Raw genomic sequence first — 24,625 nt, forward strand, 5'->3', positions numbered from 1 at the left:
TTTTAATTCCTATTTATAGATTTTCAATCATGCTTAAAATTTCTTCGATTTCCACTGTATCGTTAAGTCTATTTTTAATACTTTTTGCTATTGCCGAAATTGTAGGACCCATAAACACTTCTTTTAATGCAAATTCTATGTCAAATTCTTTATGAACCCTTGATACAAGATTGGTTGCCTTTAATGAGTCTCCTCCTAATTCAAAGAAGTTATCATTTACTCCAATCTTCTGGACTCCAAGGATTTGGCTCCATATCAGTACAAGCTTCTCCTCAATTTCACCGAATGGTGCAGCATAGTCTACCCCTGTATTAATATTTCCATCAGGGGCAGGCAGGGCATTTCTATCTACCTTGCCATTCGCTGATAAAGGCAGTTTTTCCAACTGTACAAAATATGAAGGGATCATGTAGTCTGGCAGATCTTTGGAGAGATACTCCCTTAATTCCGGTATTGTCAATTCACTTTCTCCAACTATATATGCACAGATGTACTTGTTCCCTTGGGGGTCTTCCCTTGTTGCTGCCACAACTTCTTTTATTGAAGAATGTTTTAGAAGCTGAGCTTCTATTTCTCCAAGCTCTATTCGGTATCCGCGGATCTTAACCTGATGGTCTATTCTGCCCAGGAATTCGATATTCCCGTCAGGCAGCCATCTTCCCAGGTCTCCTGTTTTGTACAGCCTTATCCCCTTTTCTTCTCTGAAAGGATCTTCAAGGAATACATGGGCTGTTTTTTCAGGGTCATTTAAATAACCCCTTCCTACACCTGTTCCAGAGACGCAGATCTCTCCTTTTACTCCGATAGGGCACAGGTTCATGTTTTTATCTGTTATATATAGATTCATATTTTGTATAGGCTTGCCTACAGGAATGTTCTCTCCTTCATGAGCAGCTTCCATAGTATATAGAGTAATATCGTCCGCTGCCTCTGCAGGTCCGTAGGCATTAACTACTTTAGTATTTGGACATAGGTCAAACCATTTCCTTACTATGCCGGATTTTACGGTTTCTCCCGTTATCAGCAAGTAATGAAGTTTTTCCGGTTTATTCCCTGTATTTTCCACATACTCAAGCATTAAAGCAAGGTATGAAGGTACCACCTCAAGGACCGTTATGCCATCTTCTATGATCCGATTCGTAAACCTTGCAACATCCTTTACTATTTCATCTGGATAGATGATAATTTGAGCTCCTATGGTTAGGGCTGCAAAGAACTGCCATACAGATACATCAAAGTATTGAGGCGAGTTCTGGGATATTATGCTGTTGTTAGTTATACAAAGTTCCTTTATTTCCGCATGGATGTGGTTTATCATGCCAAGATGCTCTATCATAGCTCCCTTTGGTACACCAGTTGAACCAGATGTATATATAACATAGGCCAAACTATTTATGTCTATATCTAGATCTAGGTTTTCGCCACTTTCAGCCTCAATCTCTTTTTCACACTGGTCAAGGTATATAATTCGGCCTTTATAGTTCTCACTAAGCTGCTGGGTCACATAATCTGATAAGGTCAACACATAGGCAGCTTTAGATTCCTTAAATATATCAAGCACCCTTTGTGTAGGGTATTTTGGATTTACAGGTATGTAAGCCCCCCCTGCTTTCCATATACCAAGTACCGATTCTACAAATAAGGGTCCCCTCTCCAGCATGACAACTACGGCTTCTTCTCTACCAGTGCCAGCCTTTAGCATGTACCTTGCTATCCTGTTTGCCCTTTGGTTGATCTGGCCATATGTAAATCTACGGCCTTCATACGCTACTGCTATATTGTCTGGACGTACTTTCGTCTGCTGCTCAAACAGGTGGTGTACCGTCAGGTGATGTTCAAATTCAACCTTCGTATCGTTAAAGCCGTATATTATTCGCTCCTTTTCTTCTTGGGATAACATATTGATTTCTGATAGTTTTTTTTCAGGGTTTGAGGTTATCTCTTCAAGGATATTAAAGTAATGCTGAACAAGCCTTTCTACCGTCTCCTTCTTAAACAGACGTGTAGCATATTCCATCCATAATATTATATTATGACCATCTGGTATCAACTGGAATGTTAGGTCGAATTTTGATGTTTTACTTTCAACCGGATATTTGGAATACTTTAATTCACCACGATGTTCCATAATATGCTCATCAGAAGGAACAATATTAAACATAACAGTAAATAAAGGATTTCTGCTTGAATCTCTCTTTACGTTAAGTTTTGTCACAAACTGATCAAACCTGTATTCCTGATTTTCATATGCTTCTAAGGAGCTTTCTTTTACTTCTTCCAAGAACTCAGTAAAGGCCTTATTTCCCTCTGGGAAATTCCTTAATGCCAGGGTATTTATAAACATCCCCAGTATTCTTTCAGTATCAAAATGAGTTCTTGCCGCTATAGGAGTACCAATAATTATGTCTTCCTGTCCTGAGTATTTATACATTAGTGTATTTAATGCCGCAAGAAGTATCATATACACGGTGGCTCCTGTTTGGGAGGAAAGTACATTTAATTTATCCATCAAATGACTGTCTAAATCAAATAGCAACCTATTTCCTTCAAAGCTTTGAAGGACAGGCCTAGGATAATCTGTAGGCATATCAAGGATAGGAATTTCACCCTTGAACCTATTAAGCCAGTATTCTTCCTGCTTTTTGTAAACCTCAGTGCTAAACAAGCCATTCTGCCACTGGGCAAAATCCTTATATTGCACCTCCATTGCCGGAAGGCTTTCACCACTTAATATAGAAACTATTTCATCAAAAGTCCTGATTATTGAAGTTCCATCCGAGACTATATGATGTACATCAAGCAAAAGTATTTGCCTGCTAGCATGGATTTCTATAAGACCTACTCTTATTAAGGGTGCTTTGCTTAAATCGAACGGTCTTACAAATTCATCGATTATTTTCTCTACTCCGTCTTCCTCAGACTCAAAATATTCTATAGTAAAATCAACTTCATCTTGTATCCTTTGCACAAGCTCCCCATCAATCATCTCAAAGGATGTCCTAAATGCTTCATGCCTTTGTATCAATGTTTTTAATGCTTCCCCAAGGGCAACCCTTTCAATCCCACCTTCAAATAAAATTCCCACAGGTATGTTATACCCAATGTTGTTACCCTCAAGATTATTAATGATATACATCATCTTTTGTGCAGATGAGGTTTCATAGTACTCTTTTTCAGAAACTTTAGGTATTCTTTCAAACTCAGCCTTACCCATATTTAGGGAATCCTGTTCTGAAATCTTTCCCGATTCGTATAGCTTTGATATCATTTGCTCGGAAAGATCGTATATGCTGGAACCCTTAAGAAGTTCTACTATGGAAACAGGTGTTTTAAAGGCAACCTCCATCCTGTTTTTTATTTCGGTGGCCATTAATGAATCCATCCCAAAAACAGTTAGTGGTTGTTTGGTACTTAGATCCTCAGGATTATAACGCAAAACCTTCGCTACTATTGTTTTAATATGCATTTCAACGATATTCTGCCTGCTCTGTATTGGAGATGAAATAATATCCTCCAGGATATCAACATCCACCTTTGATTTATTTATATTCTTTTGTTGTCCTGACTCATCTTGCAAAAGAGTTTTAAGCACATGTGGAGAACTCATGGGTGAGAACCATTTTTCCCCAAACGTTTGCCACGAGAGTATAGGTAGAACCACAGACTGTGCAACAGCTTCTCCAACAAGGTGCTCCATAGCCCTAATTCCCTTTTCTACCGTTACAGATTCTATGGATTTTTGTATATAATACTCCGGATCACGTTCCATAAACCTTGCAGCCATTCCAACCTCTGACCATGGTCCCCAATTGATACTCAGTGCAGGAAGTCCTCTCGATAAACGGTAATGTGCAAGTGAGTCCAAAAAGGCATTCCCAGTTGCATATGCTCCCTGGCCTGGTGAACCAAATACAGAAGCAACTGAAGAAAATAAAATAAAGAAGTCAATAGGCCGTCCCTCTGTCATACGGTGAAGGTTCCATGCACCATTTACCTTAGGCGAAAGGACCCTATAAAAAGTCTCATCTTTACTAACCTCAAGAAATTGATCATCCGTAATACCAGCAGAATGTACAACACCTCGAATAGGAGGCCTTTCTTCCTTATCAAAATCTTTAAAAAATCCAGCAAGCTTTTCCTCATCAGTTACATCCACTGATCCAATATATACTGTTGCCCCCTGGGACTCCAGCTTACGAACAAACTCAATCCTCTCTGCAAGGCTGCTGCCTGGCTCTACATTGTTCCATTCAGAACGTTTTGGAAATTCTCCGCGTCCAAGCAGTACCAGATGTCTTGCTCCCTTGGCAACCATCCACTGGGCTGTAATCATACCTATGCCACCAAAAGCACCTGTAATAACATAACTTCCATCGGGGCGAAGATGTACGGGTACTTGATGCTGCATATCAATCCGCAGTTTATCGATTCTTGCTGCAAGTCTATTCCCATTACGGAAAGCAATTTGGTTCTCTCCATTACCTAAGACTTCTTTTAACAGCATTTCCATTTCACCCGCATTGGCCTCTATGTCAAGGTCTACAAGGCCTCCCCAATTTGAAGGCAACTCATGGTAACCTATGACGGTGCCAAGGCCCCATACCAACGACTGTAAGAATGCAGAATTTGGAGTAGCCCTGTTGATCATTTGGGCTCCTCTTGTAATAACCCACAGCTTAAAATTTAATCCCAGATTTGTGGTTGCTTGTACCAGGTGTTTTAATACAAACAGGTTTTCAAAACAAGCTTTTTCTATAGCTGTATTGCTAACTTCCTGGATCTCAAGGATATTGAGGCTCCACATATATACAATACCTGTTAGCTTCGTTTTAATTTTTGAGAATTCATCAAACAACGCTCTAAGATCCTCAATGCTTCGAGGGTTTATATATATCTCACGCTCTTCATACTGCCAACCAAAATTCTCACCAGGATATACCATAAAGCATTCTTCTCCCCTTTTTTCAAGGAGATTTGCCAGTTCTTTTCCTGCTGCTTTATGATCCACAAAAATAAGCCATGCTCCAGAGTTAGCAGCAGCTGTGCGGGTATCAACTTCTTCACTTTTTAGAAGCTCCCAGTTTATCTCATAAAGATAATCCTTAACTCTTCCAGCATCAGACCCTCCACTATTTCCAAGTTCCTTAGTTCTTATGCCCAGTATTTCGGCGATTAGATTTCCGTCCTCACTATATAGACGGATGTTGGCGTTCAAATTATTATCTTTCCTATCTACCATCTGCGTATGACAAAGCATGACAGGCTCCGGCCTTCCATAAAGCTGCACCCTGTCTATTCCTACAGGTAGGAATGATTGGCCTTCGTTATTTTCATCTTCATTAAGTGGTGCAACTGCCGCAATGGTAACCTGGAAACAGGCGTCCAATACCGCCGGGTGAAGACCGTAGATAGAGCTATCAATCTCCAGTATTTTAGGGATCTCGATCCTGCCAAGAGCTTCGTTATCACCTTTCCATATCTTGTCTATACCTTGGAAATAAGGACCATAATGGAAACCCATTTGATAGAAGGTTTTATAACATACTTCTTTTCCGTATTCTTTGGTACAATTGCCAAGTATTTGAATCAACTCATCTTTAGCAGTGATCTTTATGTTTTGCCGTTTTCTTATTGTGCCGGATGCATTGCATGTCCAAGTCTTATCTTGTCCCGGTATCCTGCTTGAAATCTCGAATTTTGCGGTTTTTGGATCCAAAACCACCTGCACCACAGGTGATACTCCTTGATTTAAAAATAAAGCATTTTCAAACTTTATATCTTCAACTGTATAAAAACCCTCTCCAAAATAGCTTCTGGCACAAGCCATTCCCAGCTCTACATACCCTGCTCCGGGGAAAACTTCTATACCTTGTATTTTATGATCAGAAAGATACGTCATATAGGTAGTATTAAGTTCAATCTCCCATATAGGGCTGGAAGTTTTCAAACGGCGTCCTAAAAACTTGTGCTTATTTTTTCCCTGCCTAAATTCACTTGATTCCTGCGTTTCCATCCAGTATTTATCCCATTGCCATGGATAAAGAGGGAGACTTACAAACTCACCTTGGTACCGGTAAATCTTGTTCCAATCTATAGGGTATCCCAGTGCATATAGATTCCCTAAGTTCTCCAGTATTGAAACCTGTTCGTTTTCATTTCTTTTTATAGAGAACAACTTCTTACCTTCAACGTTTTTAGCTGACAGACAATCAGAAATAGAAGCTGCTAAAACAGGGTGAGGGCCCACCTCAATAAATAAGTTATAATTCAACGAAATCATTTCATACATTGCTGCTTCAAAACGTACCGGCTCTCTTACATTTTTATACCAGTAATGTCCATCACACTCTGTACCCGTCAGCATTTTCCCTGTAACCGTGGAATATATCGGTATCCCGGCAGGCTGGGACTTTATTCCTTTTAATGCCTCCAATAGCTCCTGCTCATATGGTTCCATTTGGTAACTGTGATACGCTACATTGACCTTTAAAAGCCGCGCAAAAACCCCCTTATCCTGCAACTGTTTTTGGATCTGCTCAAGGGCATCAGGATCACCTGACAAAGTTACCGAATTTGGGCTATTGATTGCTGCCATTGAAACACCTTTTATGTTCTCATCCAGCAGGGCCACAACTTCTTTTTCTGGTAAACCTACCGCCAGCATTGTGCCCTTGTTTACTGCTTTTTGCTGTGCACGGCTTCTGTGAATACTTACCAACATGGCATCTTCAAGGCTGTAAATTCCTGCAACATATGTAGAAGCCACTTCTCCAACACTGTGTCCTACCACCGCATGGGGTATAATACCCAAGGATTTCCATACTTCAGTCAAACCCACCTGAACAGCAAAATTGGCAGGTTGAGCAAACTGGGGCTGGTCCAGACGTGAATTCTCCTCATCGGCGAGAAGTTCCTCCAGTAGAGACCATCCAGCATACTGACGTGTAAGTTTATCGCATTTTTCTATCATATTTCTAAACACAGGGTCTTTTTCAAGGAGCTGTCTACCCATAGCCCACCATATGGGCCCCATACCTGTATATACAAAAACAGCTTTATTGTACTTTCCTGCCTCAACATTTCCCGCAGACATCCCCTGGCGTGCTTGTCCTTTAATATACGCTTCCAGGTTTCCTGCAAGTTCTTCCTTTGAAGATGCCGAAACCGCTAGTCTATAGTCATGATGGGTGCGCTTTTTGCTCATCATGCTTCCAATATCATATAAAGAAATACTTTCTCCACTTCCATTAATAAAATCAACATACTTTTGCGCATAGTTTTTTAGCGCCTTTTCTGAGCGCGCAGATATGGGAATCATATATGGCCATCCGGTATTTACATTAACTTCAGGAGTACCCTCTTTTTGGAGATCTGTAGCTTCCTCCAAGAGGATATGGGCATTTGTTCCTCCAAAACCGAATGAATTTATGCCAACCAATGCGGGTTGCGGCAAAGGCTCCAGGGTCTGAGGAATTCGTATACATAAATCGTCAAAGGGAATTTTAGGGTTTGGATTCTTAAAGTGCAGATGTGGAGGTATTTGCTTATGCTTTATGATTAGTGAAGCTTTTATCAGTGCGGCAACTCCTGCAGCGGCCTCAAGGTGGGCAATGTTTGTCTTAACAGATCCGACAATACACTTTTTATCTTTTGGCCTGTCTGTTGAAACCACTCGTGCTATTGCATTAGCCTCAATAGGGTCTCCAACCGGAGTGCCGGTGCCGTGAGCTTCAATATATGTTATATCTGAAGGTGATATTCCTGCCTTTTTGTATACCTCCTTCATTAAGTTTTCCTGAGCCTGCCCGTTTGGAACAGTAATCCCGTCTGTGTGGCCGTCCTGGTTTACACCCGATCCACTTATTACGGCATAAATCCTATCTCCGTCTTCGATAGCATCTGACAGGCGTTTTAAAACCACAACGCCGGCTCCTTCTCCTCTTGCATAACCGTTTGCACTGGAATCGAAAGTTTTGCACCGTCCATCGGGAGATAAAAAACCACCCTTACTTTCCGCTATGGTATACTCAGGTGTAGCTATAACACTTACTCCGCCTGCTATTGCGAGATTACATTCATTATTCAATAAACTCCCGCATGCAAGGTGTGTTGCAACCAAAGAGCCCGAACACGCTGTATCTACAGACAAACTTGGACCTCTGAAATCATATATATATGAAATCCTGTTGGACAACATTGTCATCATCATACCCGTTGCCGAATGTGTATCTAAACTTTCAACCGATTCGTTTTTAAATTGTATTGCTTGATAGTCAAGGGTGAAGCCCGCTACAAAGACACCGGTATTGGTTCCTGCTAGCTTGGCCGGATCCAAGCCTCCATCTTCCATTGCTTCCCATGATGTCTCCAGCATCAGTCTTTGCTGTGGATCAAGAAAGGCCGCTTCCCTTGGAGAAATACCAAAAAACAAAGGGTCAAACTCATCTATTTTATCTAAAAATCCACCATGACAGGTGTAATGCTTGCCTGGCTTTGATTTGTCAGGATCATAAAACTTTTCTAAATCCCAGCGGCCTTCGGGTAAATCGGAAGTCATATCTTTTCCCGCAGTCAATGCTTCCCAGAACTCCTCAGGCCCCCTTATTCCTCCTGGCAAACGGCATCCTATTCCTATAATGGCGATTTTATCCATAACTTTCGACCTCCAATACTTTATTTATATTCTCTTGAATAGCTTGTCTGATAATTGAACAACCCTGCTGCAAAAGTTCAAGCTCGATGGTTAACGGAGGCATAAGTTTTATAACACTGTCTTTTCTTCCTGCGCTTTCGATGATTAAACCGTTTTGGTAACATTCCTCTACTACTTTTTGCGTGATTCGCTCATCCTCCACATTGGAAAAATCAATACCCCAAATCAAACCTGCACCCCGAATGGTCAGGCCCTTATGTAATGACAAAATCTGCTTGGTTAAATATTCTCTTACAAATGCTTCCTTATATTTCACAGACTGTTCCAAATTATTCATTTCCCAATATTCCAACGCAGCTGTAGCTCCAATGAAAGCAAGCTGGTTTCCCCGGAACGTACCGTTATGCTCACCAGGCTTCCAGACATCAAGTTCCGGTTTCATCAGCAGAATAGACATGGGAAGGCCATACCCGCTGATTGACTTGGAAAGCAGTACAATATCAGGGATCATCCCGGCACGTTCAAATGAAAAGAACGGTCCGGTGCGTCCGCAGCCAACCTGAATGTCATCGCAAATCAGTAGAATACCGTGTCTGTCGCTAAGTTCCCTCAGCCTGAGCATCCATTCGGGTGAAGCTATATTTACGCCGCCTTCCGCCTGAATGGTTTCAAATATAATAGCCGCCGGTTTTTCGATTCCCGAGTGACCGTCGTTTAGAACGGCTTCCATGTATTCAATAGTATCGAATGAGTCAATTGGACTCTCGGAGTATGGGAAAAAGGTAACATCGGATAATGCTATGCCGGAGGAAGATCTTTTCTGAATGTTGCTGGTAACAGCCAGACTCCCCAGCGACATTCCGTGAAATCCTCCCATAAACGCAAATATACCAGTCCGTTTAGTGATCTTTCGGGCAAGCTTCAGCGATGCTTCTACAGCGTTTGTACCTGTAGGCCCGCAAAATTGAATTTTATAGTTTAACTTTCGGGGTTCCAATATGATCTGCGAGAATTTTTCGATAAATTCACGTTTCGCTTTTGTGTACATATCAAGCCCATGAGTAATACTGTCCGATTCAAGATAAGCGAGTATCTTTTGTTTGATGTATTCGTTGTTATGTCCATAATTTAAAGCTCCTGCTCCTGCAAAAAAATCAACAAATTTCTTTCCGGATTCTGAATAAATCAGTGCACCTTTAGCCCGGTCAAACACATCGTAGAAGTTTCTACAATATGCTCTTACGTTGGATTCATACTGCTCAAAAATTTCCATACTCATAATTCCTCCCTTAAACTGAAGTTAGTGTTTAAACACTAACTTCAGTTTATTTTTCCGGCCCAATCCACATCCATGTTCTCTCCCGGCTTGTGGTGGATGTGCATCGTTGCCTTTGTCCTCCCCCGCCCACTCCCGGTATTACTTACAAAACTGGGTGTACATGTACGGTAGGATTGTAAAACCTGCAAGGGTGGAAAATAAATAACATCTTAGTTCTTACCGCCATAGCCCTTATAAGTAGCGTAAACTGCATCTGCATATTGATTGGCCAGAGTAGGACGGCCATAAGAGTCTGTAGCTCCCGGATACCAGTTATCTCCTCCGTTATAGTGTAATAAGCCATTATATATGTTGCCGAATCTAGTAATCTTTTCATTTAAAATCAGTCCGCCCAAGCATACCTGATCTTGTTCACTGCCGTGATTATAAGCACGGCCAAATTTTGAGCTGAATTGAGATAAATAAGCATTACGTGTGTTTGGTTCTACCTGCATCAATCCGTCGCCGGCTGATGGACTGCCTGGTAAGCCTGCTCCAAAGCTGCTTTCCTTTTTGATCACAGCACTCAGCAATAAAGCAAAATCTCCGCCTTTACCGAATTTATCGCCCGCATTCATTGTGTATGTCCATATGTGGCTTGGAACTTCGGAAGGCTTTGTTACTGAAGGACCTGTTGGTGGCGTTGTTGGCGGTGTTGTAGGTGGCGTAGTTCCGCTGCCGCCTTTCTTCCATAAAGCAGGAACATTGGATGGTTCCCAGCCTACAAGGGAAGTATGTGCCTGAAGACAGGTATAAGTACTTCCACTATATGTTACTGTATCATTTACCGCATATGCAGTATTTGGACGTTCATACAATATTTATACCATAACGAACATTGTTCGTAAAGAACAATGTTCGTTATGTGTTAGAACACCTACATGTTCTAACTTTAGAACTCTCATCTTTTTCGCGCCTCCAAAAGGCGGAATTTAGGAGAAGAGGATATCTTGTTGTCGTGTGAAAGTATATCGCAACGCTCCACTACCCGCCGGATATATATCGCTAGCTCCAGAAGTTTGGGCTTACCGGACGCGCTGGGGTTATGGCGGCAGCCGCAGGACCGATCGATGAGGATCGGACGGATTGACGCGGCATCAATGCGTCAAAGTCAAGAGGCCGCTGAAGAGCTTTCGTAAGCTTTTTTCTGTTGCGGACGGAACCACGAGGCAGCAAGAGCGAGTAGAGAAGTCCCTATTAGTGCGATGATGACCCAGCGGTAACCGTGAATGACGAAAGCAAAATCAACGGCAGAAATCACATTGTTCTTTCCGGAATACAGCACGTTCTTCAGGTGGGCTGGCAGCGCTGCGCCGACGATGGTTAAAGAAAGAGCCGTACTCAGCACTTGACCCAAGTTATATAGCATGGACCGCAGTCCATTCGCCACCCCGCGGCTTTGCTCCGGAACGCTTGACATGATCTCCGTCGTATTGGGGGTAAGGAATAAACCGGTCCCGACCCCGATTAACAACATGCCGCAAGCGGTGACCCCGTAAGAGAAATTTCCACCGACCACGAATAGGAGTAGTAGTAGTCCTGCTATAGAAATAAGAATTCCAAGTGAGGCCAGAACTCGAATGGCCGCCTTCTTAGTCAACATGCCAGCAATCGGAGAAATGACCAACATCCCTATCGTAATTGGAAGGATCCTTAGACCGGCATTAAGCGCGTTTTGGTGGAAGGCAAATTGGTAATAGAGAGCGAAGAGCAGAGCAACCGCCGTACGGGCAAAAGAATTAAAGAATGTAGCGATGTTCCCCATACTGAACGTCCAGCTTTCAAAAAGGCTTAAATCTAGTAGAGGTGATGCTGAACGATGCTCATGCCATAAAAATATAGTAGTAAATATGGCGAATATCGCAAAACCTCCGATCACCTGCTTGTCTCCCCAGCCCAGTTCTCCCCCCTTGGATAAAGCAATGATTAGACCCGCTAAAGCGACAAAGATCATGATGCCTCCATATCCGTCCACTTTTTTATGGAGCTGCGCTAGGGGCTTCACCCTTAGAATCCAGAGCCCCCAGATGAGAGCAATGATCCCGAAGGGAACATTAGACCAGAACACCCACCTCCAGCCTCAGGCGGTCGTGACCACGCCGCCGACGACCGGGCCAAGCACCTGCGCGACGGAAGCGGACAATAAATTCAGACCGAGACCGGTGCCCAGCTGCGATTGGGGAAACGCATCGGTAATCAGCGGTGTTGTGTTCGTCACTACGAGCGCTCCTCCGGCAGCCTGTACGATCCGAAGAAGGATTAGTACCTCTACATTAAAAGCATAACCGAGTAGTAAACTGGATACGGTAAAGATGGCCATTCCTATTAAATACATTCGGCTTCTTCCGAAAATATCCGAAATTTGTCCGAAGATTAAAATCAGGATAGTGTTTACCAGCATATAGGAAAGTAAAATCCAGCTGGAAGCTGCCGCATTCGCATGAAATTGCTGGCTTAATTCCGGCAATGCGACATTAAGCGTTCCGATATTGACCAGAACCAGGAACGCTCCGAGACTGGTTACAGATAAGACATACCAGGGGTACATCCTATCGGACTTGGGACTTCTCTTTTGGGTCATAGAGACCAACCTCCTGAAATAAAAAAACGACCCCTGGAACCTGATAAATCCAAGGGCACATCTCCTTTGGGTTCAAACTTCAGCAAAGGCAGAAATGATTTCCTGTGTTGTCCGAACACGCCCGATGCGTGGAAAAATAAAATTTTTCACGTGATCGTGCTCGGCTTGAGAAAACCCGGTCATGGCATCGATCGCCAAAATCAGCTGATACCCATTCATAAACGCTTCCCGCGCGGTCGTATCCACGCCAAGCCCGGTAGCGATGCCGCATAAGACGATGGTGTCGATTCCCCGGCGACGCAACTGCAGGTCGAGCTCCGTTCCGTAAAAAGCTCCCCATTGCTTTTTAGTAATGATGTGGTCTGTTTCGGCGACCCGCATTTCCGGGACGATTTGATCGCTTGCTGTAGCCGGGAACTGAGAATGTAGTCTGCAACTGGCTCTTCATCCCCCATTTAAATAAGCCGCCAAGATACCCAGACGTTACCTTGCTCTACACCAACCTGGTAACAACCTTGTTTCCTTGATCGGCCAGTTACGGATTTACTTGCATTTTTATGGTAAAAATAGAAGGCTCAATTTTGATTTTTGTCCCAGTCCAAGAAAACAACTAATAACAATAAATGAAAAAAGCCGCAAAAGTCGCGGCTATTGTGAAATACACTGTCAATACAAAGTATTACCACGAATCTTATAGAATTCGGCAACAACCAGTGGCTGAAATACAGTTTATAATAGTATAGCTTCTTGCTCTAAACGCTTGCCCGTACACAACATCTCTCGAATTAATCCGTGAAACTAGGAATTATCCGTGTTTTCCAGTAGCTGCTCCAATTTGACTTGATAATCTGCAGTGAAGGTTTCTGCCCAATCCAAATGCTGATGGAAAGTAGTCTTATCCATACGATAGGGTCGTAGTTGTGGAAACACTGATTTTTGCAAATGCCGGAATATTTGGAACCCTCCCCAATCGATGTCGCCCCAAAACTGAACTTCAATCTGAAGACCATTTTTATCAAATTTATCTTGGATTTGCCGAAGAAAAAATCGTTTATCCGGTCCTGGAAAACCTCCAAGATAAACAACAATGATCTTCTTCTCTAACAAATTACCAATTCTCGATAACGATTGGATATATTCATGAAATACAGTTTTATTTCCAATGATAAGAATGCGTTCAGCCCTCAAATCTATCACGCGGCCTGCTTTCATTAATTGCGAGTGAACCGTCACACCAAAGAATAGTCGCTCCGGGAGAGATTCACCCATTTGTAATTCAATTCCGTACAAGGCTTGAAGTAACAATTTAGTTTGGACATAATCTTTACTTCAACTGAGATAAATTTGTCAATACTGACTACTAGATCAAAGTTGGAGGAATAAGCACATGGTGACCTGAAGCGGATTATTGTCAAAACAAGAATTACGTCAATTCGTAAAAGAGCATAATTTTCAATCGGCAGAAGATATTCAATGGACATTAAAGGAATTATTTGCAGATGTACTTCAAGAAGCATTAGAAGCCGAACTGGATACGCATCCCGGTTATGAGAAACATGATGTAAAAACAAACAAACGAGAAACAGCCGCGACGGCTACAACAGTAAGAAAACCGTAACCTCCGAATACGGTGATGTAGAATTTGAACCTGTAGTCGTGAAGAAAAATCAAACGAATGTGACCGGCATTGAGGAGCACATATGTATGCGAAGGGTATCAGTACACGGGACATTCAGGATCATTAGAATAAGTCAATATCTCCGAAACGCTGGCTGATTAATTCTCGGTACTGTCCGTTCTCTATGCGTAATTCGTCCAAAGCATCTTTATACGTACTTATAAGCTGTGTAAATGAGTAACCTTGGCTTGCAATTCCCGGTGCTCCTGGGCTACAATCTCAGGACTTGTAATCGTTGGTTCTCCTTCAGAGGCCGAGTCTAGGATTAATTGTATTTCCTCATTCAATTTGGTGAACCATTTTTCCAAATATTCCTTATAGGAACCCGTCCACAACATTCGCGAGCTTTTCAATCTGATTCGCGGGCGTTTTGCAATCATATCGTACACATCTGATTTTGAAAGACGCGATAATCGCCCCTTTTTGACATCATTTAAAAGCTTTCTTTTTACTTGTGCACATTCCCATGCCAAGTCGCTGCTACTGAAAGAAACCGGACGAGCCAATTTACTTTACCTCCCCACTTAAAATATAACAAAGCACTTCTGCATTAGTTGGATTAGGCTTCTCTTTAGACTGTTCACGAAAGTATGCCTTTGCTTTCTTAAAGAGCAATGAATGCAGTTTTTTCGCCTCATTTGGCGGCATTTTAAATTTAGTTTCCATAAGTAGCAGAACAGCCTCATCACACTATGGAGTGGAGAGGCCGCTTGTGGGGGAATAAATTCATTTCGTCTACAGTGGTTGATGTTGACGATTCCGTGTCCATCAATGGTGATGATGAGCATGCGCATCCGTCACATCGGCTTTGACGGTACATAAAATCGAGCTATCGTGAGCATGCCGTTCGGACGACATAACTTGTAAGGTCACGTGCCAGATTTCTTTGTGTTCCAGCATGTGTTTGATTTTTTTTAGAATCACTTCGGTTTCATAGATCGATTTTTCTCCGTTAACGACAACATGAGCAGTAAGAGCGTTCATGCTGCTTGTAATGGACCAAATGTGTACATCATGGACTCCCTTAACACCATCTATCCTTCGGATCGAATTGACAATTTCGTTCATATCAACATTTTCGGGCGTCCCTTCCATCAAAACATGCAAGGACGATTTTGTGACAAAGTAACCGCTACGTAAAACAAGTCCCGCGACAACGACACTAGCAAGCGGATCTGCCCAGCCCAAGCCAAAAAACATCATCATAAGAGCTGCGGCAATGGCGCCAACTGACCCCAGCATATCACTGAGTACGTGCAAATAGGCACTGCGCATATTCAGGTTTTCCTTGGTGTCACTTCCACGCATCATAATCCACGCAACCAACAGATTTATAAGCAATCCGATGGTACTGATAATCAACATGCCAAATGTGGCTACTTCCGGAGGATTCATAAACCGCTCAATCGCCTCGTAAAAAATGTAAAGTGAAATGCCGATCAACGTAACACCGTTAAGGGCTGCAGCTAAAATTTCAAATCTCCTGTAGCCGTATGTTTTCCCTGTGTTTACAGCTTTGGAGCCAAATGTGAATGCAAGCAAAGCCACCCCTAAAGCGATGGAATCGGACAACATATGACCCGCATCGGAAAGCAGAGCCAAACTGTTGGTAATCACACCTCCAACCGCTTCGATAATCATATACACCGTAATAATGATGAATGAAATCAGGAGTACTTTTTTATTGTTGGTATGTACATGCTTATGGTTATGTCCATGGTCATGACCATGATTGTTTACGGACACCGTTATCCTCTCCTTAAACTAATTGAATGGTTTGTCATAATACCTTTCCACTGTTTCGATCGACTTTTCATTCCCTCTCTATACAGTTTGAAAGAAACGAATTGAATTTATATAAACATATGATCAACTGTTCATGTGTTTTGATTAGCCTTATTATATTTGTTCCCGATATAGGTGTCAACCCTCATTCTTGATTGAACAAAATCTAAGCCTAAGGTGGAAATTATATGGGACAAACACGCAGAAATATGCCGAACTGCATCGGAGCGGGGCAAGGTATCGCTCTCATAGGTAACCCCTTCAGATCTCGTTGGCAAGTTCTTTACCGTCACCAACCGAGGTAAAGAACTTTCAACGAAAATGACTGACTGAAGGTAAGAATATAAATAATCACTTTACAAATGAAAACTTTTATATCGCAAATAAAAGAAAAAATTATTCGCGAAGTACCAAAGATTGTGCAACCAAGCCTATACAAATAGAGTGGTTACAGTAAGTCAATTTACACTTAGCCTGATTATTTTCTGATTTTGCTGATGAAAAACGGATATTCAAGGAACACTTCGTATACAGTTTTTTGCACAATATGATACTTAGTATTACTTATGTATTCCTCTAACATTTCAACGGGTGTATATTTTAAACTTGCCATAAACATCAAATATCCCCCATGCTTGATTAAACTAAAACACGAATCTAAGCATTTTTTGAAGTCCCCTGTTTCATTAATAGCGGACCCAATTAGGGTTACAATATCAAAGGCTTCTTGAGGCAAATCGGAATCGAATATGCTCCTGCATAAAACTTTTGATGGATTCGGATGCTGCTCCCTCTGTTGTCTATACTCAAATATCTCGCAAATACTTTCGTCAATATCAATGCTGGTTAAACCACCTCTTCCCTTAAGCCAATATCCAAGGTAATCGTCCCAATCTCCAGTTCCGATACCAACATTACATACTTGGATTTCATCAAAAATATCGAATGTCTTCTTACGTAATCTCTTGTCACCAACTGTGTGTGAAGGCACTGTGGAGAAGAGTTCCATTCCCCCGCATTCGGACCTTTGAGTTCCAGATAATATTGCAGTAATTTCTCATCTTCCTTATTCATTGATAATGCCCCCATCATTAAGTTATGTTTGGTTTGTTCAATTCGATTAAATACAAACAAAAATTGCTCTTCCAACTTTATGCCTTTCTCACTTGATATTTTGCTTACAATGCATTCTTCACCCCATATATAGAAGGTATCGTCTTCAATCATAACCGTTTCTGCAAATTTCCTGCTTAAGCTTGGATTTTATAAGGTAGTTTTGATTGGAAACTTTGTGTCGATGTACATTGAACCAAACAGGATTAAGTATTCTGTCTCTGAAAATGGATCAAATAATTAAAAAAAGTTTGTGTCGCTGTGCGGCGACACAAACTAAATCCATAGAGATACAAATATCATTATTTAACTTTTCTTAATCATTCATCTTTATGTTTTAGTTTCACTTTAACATCATTAAAAAAAGCCGTTGTATTCCATACATTGAGACCAAAGTATCCTTCTTTATAAGTTTGATCTTTTGTGTCGATAACTAATTTATTGTTCAAATAAACCTTAGTGATATTGCCTTGCGCTTCTACTTTGAGATGATAATCTGTATTTGGCTGTAAATCCAGTTTTCCATCATTGTTATATGTCGCAATTTCATATCCGGTCCCATCAACCAATTTAATTAATTTTACAACATTATTTTATGTGTCTCTATTAAAGCAACTTCAAGAGTATTTCCTCGATCTCGGCAGGATTAGTTGCATTTTGAAAACGTTTAACGAATTTTTCTTCTTGAAACAAACTTGTTAAGTTCTTTAAAAATGAGATGTGCATCTTAGGATTTTTTACTACAAGTACCATCACAATTTCTGCGTTGACAGTTACATCAGATCCCCCCATATCCTCGAACTCTATGCTATTATCTAAAACTGCAACGGCAATAGCAGTTTCGTTAACGAATTCTTTATTTGTATGTGGAATTGCTATACCAATTGTCCCCATGTTGATTCCGGTCGGATATTCGATTTCACGTTGAAGCAAAGATTCTGTATATCCTTTTTTGGCATAATTTTTCTCTTCTATCTTTTTTCCAAAGCTTTTGATAAGCTCTTCCCTCGAATCGTAACGTGCGTGCAGTTGAATTAAATCCTGATCAAACACGAGTCCATTTATCGTTTTTGCGCTCATAATAATTACTCCCTTTTATAAAAATCGGAAAACATAGATATCTTTTTAATAATCCGTACCATATTTTTTGATGATACTATGGATATCCATTGCACTTTGGGCTTGAATGATAGCTTCACAATCATCTTTACTTTCAACAAGTTTCATTAACTGAACCAATGCCCTTAAGTGCTGTTGTTTATCGACAGCGGCTATGATAATAACGATGTTTATCGGCCTATTTCTTGCAAATTCAACGCCTTGCTCTAAACGGAGCAAGCTCATAGCTACTTCGTTTACCCCACTTTCAGGACTATCATGAGGAATTGCCACATTTGGGCTAATAATGATATACGGATCTTCCACATCGTAATGTTGGATCATAGCTTCTACATAAGAAGGTTGGATACTCCCTTGAAGCAGCAGCGGTAGCGCCCCTAATCGTATAGCCTCTTCCCAAGATGATACTGAAGGAAGCAATGTAATATTCTCCGGCGTTATCAGGTCATGCAAATTTGTCTTTTGTAATTCGGGTTGTGATTTGAAAGACAACGAGTGATGGCTTGTAAAGTAGTGTTGTAATTCCTTTGCAAGAAGTTGCCTGTTCTGAACGGTTGCATATTTCTCAACGATCTCCAGAATATTTTTCAAACTTAATTCAGATGGAGTGAATCCATGCAATAATTCCATCACTTGTTTTCGTAGAGAGATCTTTTCTTCCTTTTGTAATATTGGCTTGACTATAAATAGTCGTTTGTTCGTTTGCAGATATACGGAAGAAAAAACAATGTCATATTCCAAATCATACATCTTGAATTCTCTCACAGATAAGGAATCTAAAAAAATGAATTCAGGAAATAAATCATTCAAAGTAATTAGTAAAAGCTTAGAAACGGATACTCCGTTAGCGCAGACCACTACTGCTTTTGTTTTACTCAGAATGCTGTCTCCTTGCTTTGTTAACCAACCGCCTATCAGCATCGTTAAATAAGTGCATTCACTATCTGGAATATCACAGCCAATGTAATCAGCTAAAGGTTTTGCTGACTTTTTTACAAGGTGGTGCAGTTCTATGAATTCACTATTAATTGTTTCTTGTAGTGGATTAGTAATAGTAAGTTTGTATTTAATGCGATAATATGCAGGTTTTATATGCAGCATGATCATATGCAACAACTGCTTTTTGTCTTGTAAGAGGATGCAGGACATTTTCTCAAATCGCTCCAGCATCTTTTTCAATGCCTGATTTAAATCTGATACAATGTCTTCCCCAAGGAGCTCAGATGAGGAAACATTCGTCGTAAGAATTTGCAGTGTGATGAATAATCTTTCCTCGGTCGGGATATGCACCAAATCCGATAGTAGTTCTTGAACCGCTTGGTACTCCTTGGTATCCGATAATTCTTCATAGCTAATATGAGAGGAATTTATTGTTTTCCCAAGTTTGATTCTTCGCAGCAAGATCAGTAGGATATGCGGCAAAGTTTTCATCTTATCATCTGTAAATTTCAAGCTCAGATGGCTTTCAATCTTTTCAAGACGTTCATGAATCTGTTGCACTTCTTTTTCAGTGATCTCTGCTAACTGTTGAACCCATTTTTCCCCATTGTACATGTGATGAATTTTGTTAACGACATCAATCAATAACTTTCTTTTTTGAAATTCAACACCCTCAATTGAGTAACCAGATAACCGGGAATAACGGATACTAAGATCATAAGGTTCGACTAATTCTTGTGCTGCTTTTAGATCATTTAGTATGGTATTCTTGCTTACGTAAATGGAACTGGTAAAATGAAATAAAGATAATTCTTCACTACGACTCAGTAGGATCAGAATAATAAGTTCTACTCGCTCTGCTTCAGAAAAAATATATTTTTTTGTCGAAGGCTTGTTTACTTCATTAGGCACAGCAGAGAAGAGAGTAGCATCAACAATAAAAACACCCTGTTTATTCCGTTCAATTTTTGGTAGGCGTTGGCCCTCTAACCAGTCATTGATTTTTTCAAGGCTGTAACTGATTTGCCTGCGGCTTAAACCATACTTATGTTCCAAGTTCTTACTCTTCACACTTGGATTTGATAACAATTCTTGCAGCAAGCTGCTGCTTCTATCATCAAGCTGCATGGCTCTCTCTCCTCCTTCCTTGTTAATAATAATATTGACAGCTCCAGAGGATTATATAAGAGGCTTCAAGTTTAGGTCGTATTCAAATTACTCAATTTAATCTTTGCTCTTGGAGGCGCTCTGTGAAGAATCGAAATTTTGTTCTGCCTCAAATCAAACGTTTATTCCAAATTAGCATGTCTTAATTTCATGTCATCATAGGTTTCATTAAAATTAGCTACCCATTCCAAAACAATCGCATCATACAAGAGAAGACTTAATTGCTCAAATGCCGATCCCATTGGTTGAATAGAAGATTCCATTAAATCAGTATCCGTTTCTTTATTGTCAACATTAATTAAAAGCATGTAATCAGCTAGTTTCCCCAAAGTCGACTGCGAATTCGTTGTATTAAGAATTACCTTTGCTCCTGATTGCTTTGCTTTTTTTGCATTTACTATTAGACCAGCGGTTTCTCCTGAACCAGAACCAATAAATAAAATATCCTCTGCTTGAATGCTTGGAGTAGTAATATCACCAACAATATAAACCGTTTTACCTAAGTGCAACAGTCGATTAGCGAAAGCACGGATCGCTAAACCTGATCTCCCTGAACCAGCAAGGAAAATCCGCTTTGTATTATACAAGACTTGTAGAATTTGTTCACTTTCACCAACATTCATTAAGGAAATACTTCTTTCTAATTCTTTCATAATGACTTCCATTTGTTTAATTAATTTGTCCATAAGTTCACCTTCAGCTTTCTGGATACATGATTACCTTGCCGATAAGTTCTTTTCTTTCCATTAATCGTTCAAACATTTCTGAACCTTCTTCAAGCGGTATACGATGTGTAATCATTTTTTTAGTATTTAATCTGTTATTGTGCATAAAGTGAACAGTCGTTGCCCATTCCTTACCTGGGAATGGTGCGGATACACAACTCCATGATCCCCACACGGTTAACTCACTTCTTAGGATTTTTTCAAAATAAAATCTTTCCATCGCAACGTCTGCATAAGGGATACCTAGGAACACAACTCCGCCGCCTTTTTTGGCGTAACCAAACACAGTTGCTGCTGTATGGGGCGTTCCAGCTGCTTCAACTACAATATCTGCATTCATGCCATCCGTATATTCAGCGACCTTTGTCAGAACATCTTCATTCAGAGAATTTATCGTATAATCGGCGCCTAATTCCTTCGCAATTTGAAGTTTTTCATCATCAATATCAACCGCAATTACTTTTTTCGCGCCAAATATTTTTGCCCATTGAACAGCAAACAACCCAATGGTTCCCCCTGCTCCAACAATGACCACATCGTCGCCCACCGATAGATTGGTTCGATAATACCCATGTAAAACTACAGTAGAAGGTTCTACCATAGAAGCTGATTCGAAATCCAAATCATCAGGTACTTTAACTAAATTCTTCTCTGGGAGTTTAATGTATTCGGCGAATCCACCAGGTTCCTTAGCACCTATTGCATGCAATGAATTCGCTCTAGCTGGTTGACCTGCTCGATAATAATAATCATCTTCTTCAATTAGTGCTGGACATCCAGCAACATGGTCTCCAACTTTTAGATCTGTTACTTGATCGCCAACTTGTTCTACAACACCTGCAAATTCATGTCCCCATACCTGACCAGGTGTGACTGCACCCAATTTTTTATATCGAGAGATATCAGATCCACAAATGCCACATGCTTTTATTTTTACAATGACATCTTTTCCATCCAGTATTTGAGGTTTTTCCGCTCCTCCAAAACGTATGTCTCTGGCACCATACAGTTTTAATGATTTCATTTTCTCTCATCCTTTCTCTCTCCATGTTCTAGACTTTTCAAATTCTTCACATGTGCTTTGTTATTCGAAAATAAATATGATCCGATGACAACCAAAGATGCTCCAGCTTCGATACATTGACTAGCTATACTCTCATCTACTCCACCATCAACTTCGATCTGAATATCTCGTTGACCTATCATTACTTTCAGTTCTCTTATTCTATCAATCGTTTCTTCCATAAAAACTTGATTAGGTCTTCCTGGATTGATCGACATAACTAGAACATAGTCAATGATGTTTAGAAAAGGTTTCAATATAAAGGTGTCCGTCCCAGGATTAATGACGATCCCTGCTTTCCTTCCATGTTGCTTAATCTGATCAATGACAAAACGAATATGAGGAGTTGATTCATAGTGAACTGATATCATTTCTGCTCCAGTGTCCAATACACTCGCTATATGCTGCTCTGGGGCTGATACCATCATGTGAACATCTAATTTCATATTCACTTGTTTTTTTATATTTTTAATTTGTTCTGGTCCAAATGCGATATGAGGGACGAAGTTTCCGTCCATCATATCTACATGAAGTACTTGAAATCCTTCTTCATATAAAACATCGCATTCACTTTTTAAGTTCATTAAATCTGCTGCAAATATTGAAGGTAAAATCAGATTCATTATTTTTCCTCTTCTCTAGTCTTTATTTAACTAAAGTGCTTACCCAATAAATTAATAAGTTCCATATCTCAGAAAAAGTAACATCTGTCCCTAAACCTTTTAACTCGACACCTGCGCTGTTAAGCATCTGTGTTGCACCTGGTGCAACAAATCCTGCCAAATAAAATGTGATAATACAAAATACTACTGTCGACACAATAGAACGGAATAGATTTCCTTTACTTGTTAACGTACACATTACAGAAATATAGGTAACAGACATTAACAGTCCTATTGGAAAGAACTGAACTCCAGGTAAAATGAGTGCCAATAACATAACAATTGGAATAGAAACGACTGTAGTTGTAATAGTAGTCGGATCGCCTAAGCCTAGCGCAATATCCATCCCCACATTTAGATTGGAGTTATTCCCCATGCGTTTAATCATAAAGTCTTTTGCCGATTTCCCAATTGGAGATAGCCCGTCCATCATCACTCCAACAACTTTAGGCATTAATACCATAACTCCAGCTATCCCTGTGGCCATAGTCACTATCTCTGTAACAGGTCTTTTAGTAATTGCCCCTAAAACTAATCCAACAATAAATCCAATAATAACTGGGTCCCCGAGAACGCCTATTTTTTTATTAATTTTACTCAGAGAAAACTCCAATTTATTTAAACCAGGAATGAAATCAATGATTCTATTTACCAGCCAGGCAATCGGATAACCCCAAGCTGAATAAATAATAGTTGTGCAGGTTGTACCTTCTAAACCAAAGTATTCTTGCCATTTTGAAGCAATTAAATCACCAACGAATAGAGCAATAACAGACATCACCAATGTTACTACCAACCCTAACCAGAAACTGTCAAAAAGAAAGTAAGCCAAAGCTCCTGGAATTAGAAAATGCATGTAATTCCATATATCCACATTTAACGTTTTTGTCCATCTAAGTCGAACTAATACTAGATTAATAATTAAACCAAGAGGAATTGCTAATGCTGCAAAAGGAGGCACCCAAGATGCCGCCCCTACAGCTGGCCATCCAATATCTGCAATTGTAAATCCAGAACCGATTTTTGCATAATAATCAACTGCCGGTTTTAGGGAGGAATTGAGCAAGCCAACAACTAATGTTAAACCTAAGAAGCCTACCCCAACTAAAAGGCCTGATTTGATAGCGTTTCCAATTTTCATTCGAAAAACTAGACCTAATACGGTGATTATTATTGGTAAAATAGCTGTTGCTCCCATATCAGTAATAGATTTAATAATATTATGCACAGTATCCATTATGATCTACCACCTTAACTATTTTTTAAATCCAGCAGTTTTTCAGCCAATTGATTTTTCAATTTTTCTTCATTAAGCCCTGTTACAAATCCCATGATATTCATATATGGCTTTTCATCGGTTTTAAAATTATTAGTTGTCAGAACAATATCGACGTTGTCAATAATATTCGGTAATTCCGTCATACTCGTTTTAATGATATCGTAATGTTCAATTCCTGCTTCTTTTAATACCTCTTTCACTCCATCTGCTGCGATAGTAGAAGTTGCTACTCCGCTTCCACAAGCTACGGCGATTTTAATTTTTGAATTTGACATGTTAATTCCTCCTGGTATGTTAGTTTTCGAAGCTAGTTTTAAATCCATTTCCAATCCCAAAGGGTTGAAAAAATCCTCCTTGCAAATTGTTTTATATTTCCTTTTACTCAGCAGGATTAACTTCTTTCTTGCTGTGGATTCATAATAACATGATGAATTCAATTGTTGTATTCGTTTACATCCCACTTTATAGACAACAGGTTGTACAATATAGTGATGAAAAAAATGATTTTCCCTCGATATTTTTCAGGTTAAAATCCATCTATTC

At 40.3% G+C, this 24,625-nt stretch carries 16 protein-coding genes and 3 pseudogenes; 1 reads left to right on the top strand and 18 read right to left on the bottom strand.

From position 1 onward, the window contains the following. Positions 1 to 13 precede the first annotated feature (13 nt). The 6 genes and pseudogenes from ACM1ND_RS13370 to ACM1ND_RS13395 all read right to left on the bottom strand — a co-directional run bounded on the left by ACM1ND_RS13370 (position 14) and on the right by ACM1ND_RS13395 (position 13,821). Positions 14 to 8,653: a hybrid non-ribosomal peptide synthetase/type I polyketide synthase gene (locus ACM1ND_RS13370; protein WP_069081030.1), complete on the bottom strand. Its 8,640-nt coding sequence runs from the start codon at positions 8,651 to 8,653 to the stop codon at positions 14 to 16. After that, entirely contained in the window at positions 8,646 to 9,926 is a 1,281-nt protein-coding gene (gene ectB / locus ACM1ND_RS13375; protein WP_025719505.1) for a diaminobutyrate--2-oxoglutarate transaminase, read from the bottom strand. Before ectB ends, ACM1ND_RS13370 begins: the two co-directional genes overlap by 8 nt. Before the next feature lie 215 nt (positions 9,927 to 10,141). Continuing rightward, entirely contained in the window at positions 10,142 to 10,789 is a 648-nt protein-coding gene (locus tag ACM1ND_RS13380; RefSeq protein ID WP_233903715.1) for a carbohydrate-binding protein, read from the bottom strand. Positions 10,790 to 11,082: 293 nt separating this feature from the next. Then, positions 11,083 to 12,552, bottom strand: a pseudogene (locus ACM1ND_RS13385) (MFS transporter). 72 nt (positions 12,553 to 12,624) lie between these two features. After that, positions 12,625 to 12,978 (bottom strand): annotated as a pseudogene (locus ACM1ND_RS13390) (isochorismatase family protein); the annotation flags it as partial. A gap of 372 nt (positions 12,979 to 13,350) precedes the next feature. Next, on the bottom strand, positions 13,351 to 13,821 hold the full coding sequence (locus tag ACM1ND_RS13395) for a Wadjet anti-phage system protein JetD domain-containing protein (protein ID WP_023988778.1): 471 nt from the start codon (positions 13,819 to 13,821) through the stop codon (positions 13,351 to 13,353). Positions 13,822 to 13,960: 139 nt separating this feature from the next. Between ACM1ND_RS13395 and ACM1ND_RS13400 the strand changes: the two are divergent. Continuing rightward, positions 13,961 to 14,294: pseudogene (locus tag ACM1ND_RS13400) on the top strand (transposase); the annotation flags it as partial. A gap of 94 nt (positions 14,295 to 14,388) precedes the next feature. Here ACM1ND_RS13400 and ACM1ND_RS13405 read toward each other — a convergent pair. The 12 genes from ACM1ND_RS13405 to ACM1ND_RS13460 form a co-directional block, all read right to left on the bottom strand. Next, positions 14,389 to 14,736 carry a hypothetical protein gene (locus ACM1ND_RS13405; protein WP_028541583.1) on the bottom strand — a complete coding sequence of 116 codons (348 nt, stop codon included), beginning with the start codon at positions 14,734 to 14,736 and terminating at the stop codon, positions 14,389 to 14,391. Between the two features lie 262 nt (positions 14,737 to 14,998). Beyond that, entirely contained in the window at positions 14,999 to 15,976 is a 978-nt protein-coding gene (locus ACM1ND_RS13410) for a cation diffusion facilitator family transporter (RefSeq protein WP_023988782.1), read from the bottom strand. Positions 15,977 to 16,493: 517 nt separating this feature from the next. Beyond that, positions 16,494 to 16,955 carry a class I SAM-dependent methyltransferase gene (locus ACM1ND_RS13415; protein ID WP_231118765.1) on the bottom strand — a complete coding sequence of 154 codons (462 nt, stop codon included), beginning with the start codon at positions 16,953 to 16,955 and terminating at the stop codon, positions 16,494 to 16,496. Continuing rightward, positions 16,862 to 17,242, bottom strand: coding sequence for a hypothetical protein (locus ACM1ND_RS13420; RefSeq protein WP_023988669.1), 381 nt, complete (start codon positions 17,240 to 17,242; stop codon positions 16,862 to 16,864). The genes ACM1ND_RS13415 and ACM1ND_RS13420 overlap by 94 nt, the downstream gene beginning before the upstream one ends. A gap of 206 nt (positions 17,243 to 17,448) precedes the next feature. Next, entirely contained in the window at positions 17,449 to 17,697 is a 249-nt protein-coding gene (locus ACM1ND_RS13425; RefSeq protein WP_028541584.1) for a DUF6250 domain-containing protein, read from the bottom strand. 37 nt (positions 17,698 to 17,734) lie between these two features. Beyond that, complete coding sequence (locus ACM1ND_RS13430) at positions 17,735 to 18,208, bottom strand: PTS sugar transporter subunit IIA (RefSeq protein ID WP_023988785.1); 474 nt, start codon at positions 18,206 to 18,208, stop codon at positions 17,735 to 17,737. A 45-nt stretch (positions 18,209 to 18,253) separates the two neighbouring features. Beyond that, on the bottom strand, positions 18,254 to 20,314 hold the full coding sequence (locus tag ACM1ND_RS13435) for a BglG family transcription antiterminator (RefSeq protein ID WP_053325503.1): 2,061 nt from the start codon (positions 20,312 to 20,314) through the stop codon (positions 18,254 to 18,256). A 161-nt stretch (positions 20,315 to 20,475) separates the two neighbouring features. Further along, complete coding sequence (gene hxlB / locus ACM1ND_RS13440; RefSeq protein WP_025722481.1) at positions 20,476 to 21,039, bottom strand: 6-phospho-3-hexuloisomerase; 564 nt, start codon at positions 21,037 to 21,039, stop codon at positions 20,476 to 20,478. A gap of 10 nt (positions 21,040 to 21,049) precedes the next feature. Then, the gene (locus ACM1ND_RS13445) at positions 21,050 to 22,102 is read right to left on the bottom strand and encodes a galactitol-1-phosphate 5-dehydrogenase (protein WP_023988788.1); all 1,053 of its coding nucleotides are present in this window, start codon (positions 22,100 to 22,102) and stop codon (positions 21,050 to 21,052) included. After that, the gene (gene rpe / locus ACM1ND_RS13450; protein WP_023988789.1) at positions 22,099 to 22,764 is read right to left on the bottom strand and encodes a ribulose-phosphate 3-epimerase; all 666 of its coding nucleotides are present in this window, start codon (positions 22,762 to 22,764) and stop codon (positions 22,099 to 22,101) included. Before rpe ends, ACM1ND_RS13445 begins: the two co-directional genes overlap by 4 nt. Positions 22,765 to 22,786: 22 nt before the next feature. After that, entirely contained in the window at positions 22,787 to 24,040 is a 1,254-nt protein-coding gene (locus ACM1ND_RS13455) for a PTS transporter subunit IIC (protein ID WP_023988790.1), read from the bottom strand. 14 nt (positions 24,041 to 24,054) lie between these two features. Further along, positions 24,055 to 24,357, bottom strand: a complete 303-nt coding sequence (locus ACM1ND_RS13460; RefSeq protein ID WP_034095039.1) for a PTS sugar transporter subunit IIB — start codon at positions 24,355 to 24,357, stop codon at positions 24,055 to 24,057. Positions 24,358 to 24,625: the final 268 nt, after the last annotated feature.

It is taken from the genome of Paenibacillus sp. JJ1722 (assembly GCF_048282685.1).
GTDB lineage: Bacteria > Bacillota > Bacilli > Paenibacillales > Paenibacillaceae > Paenibacillus > Paenibacillus polymyxa_B.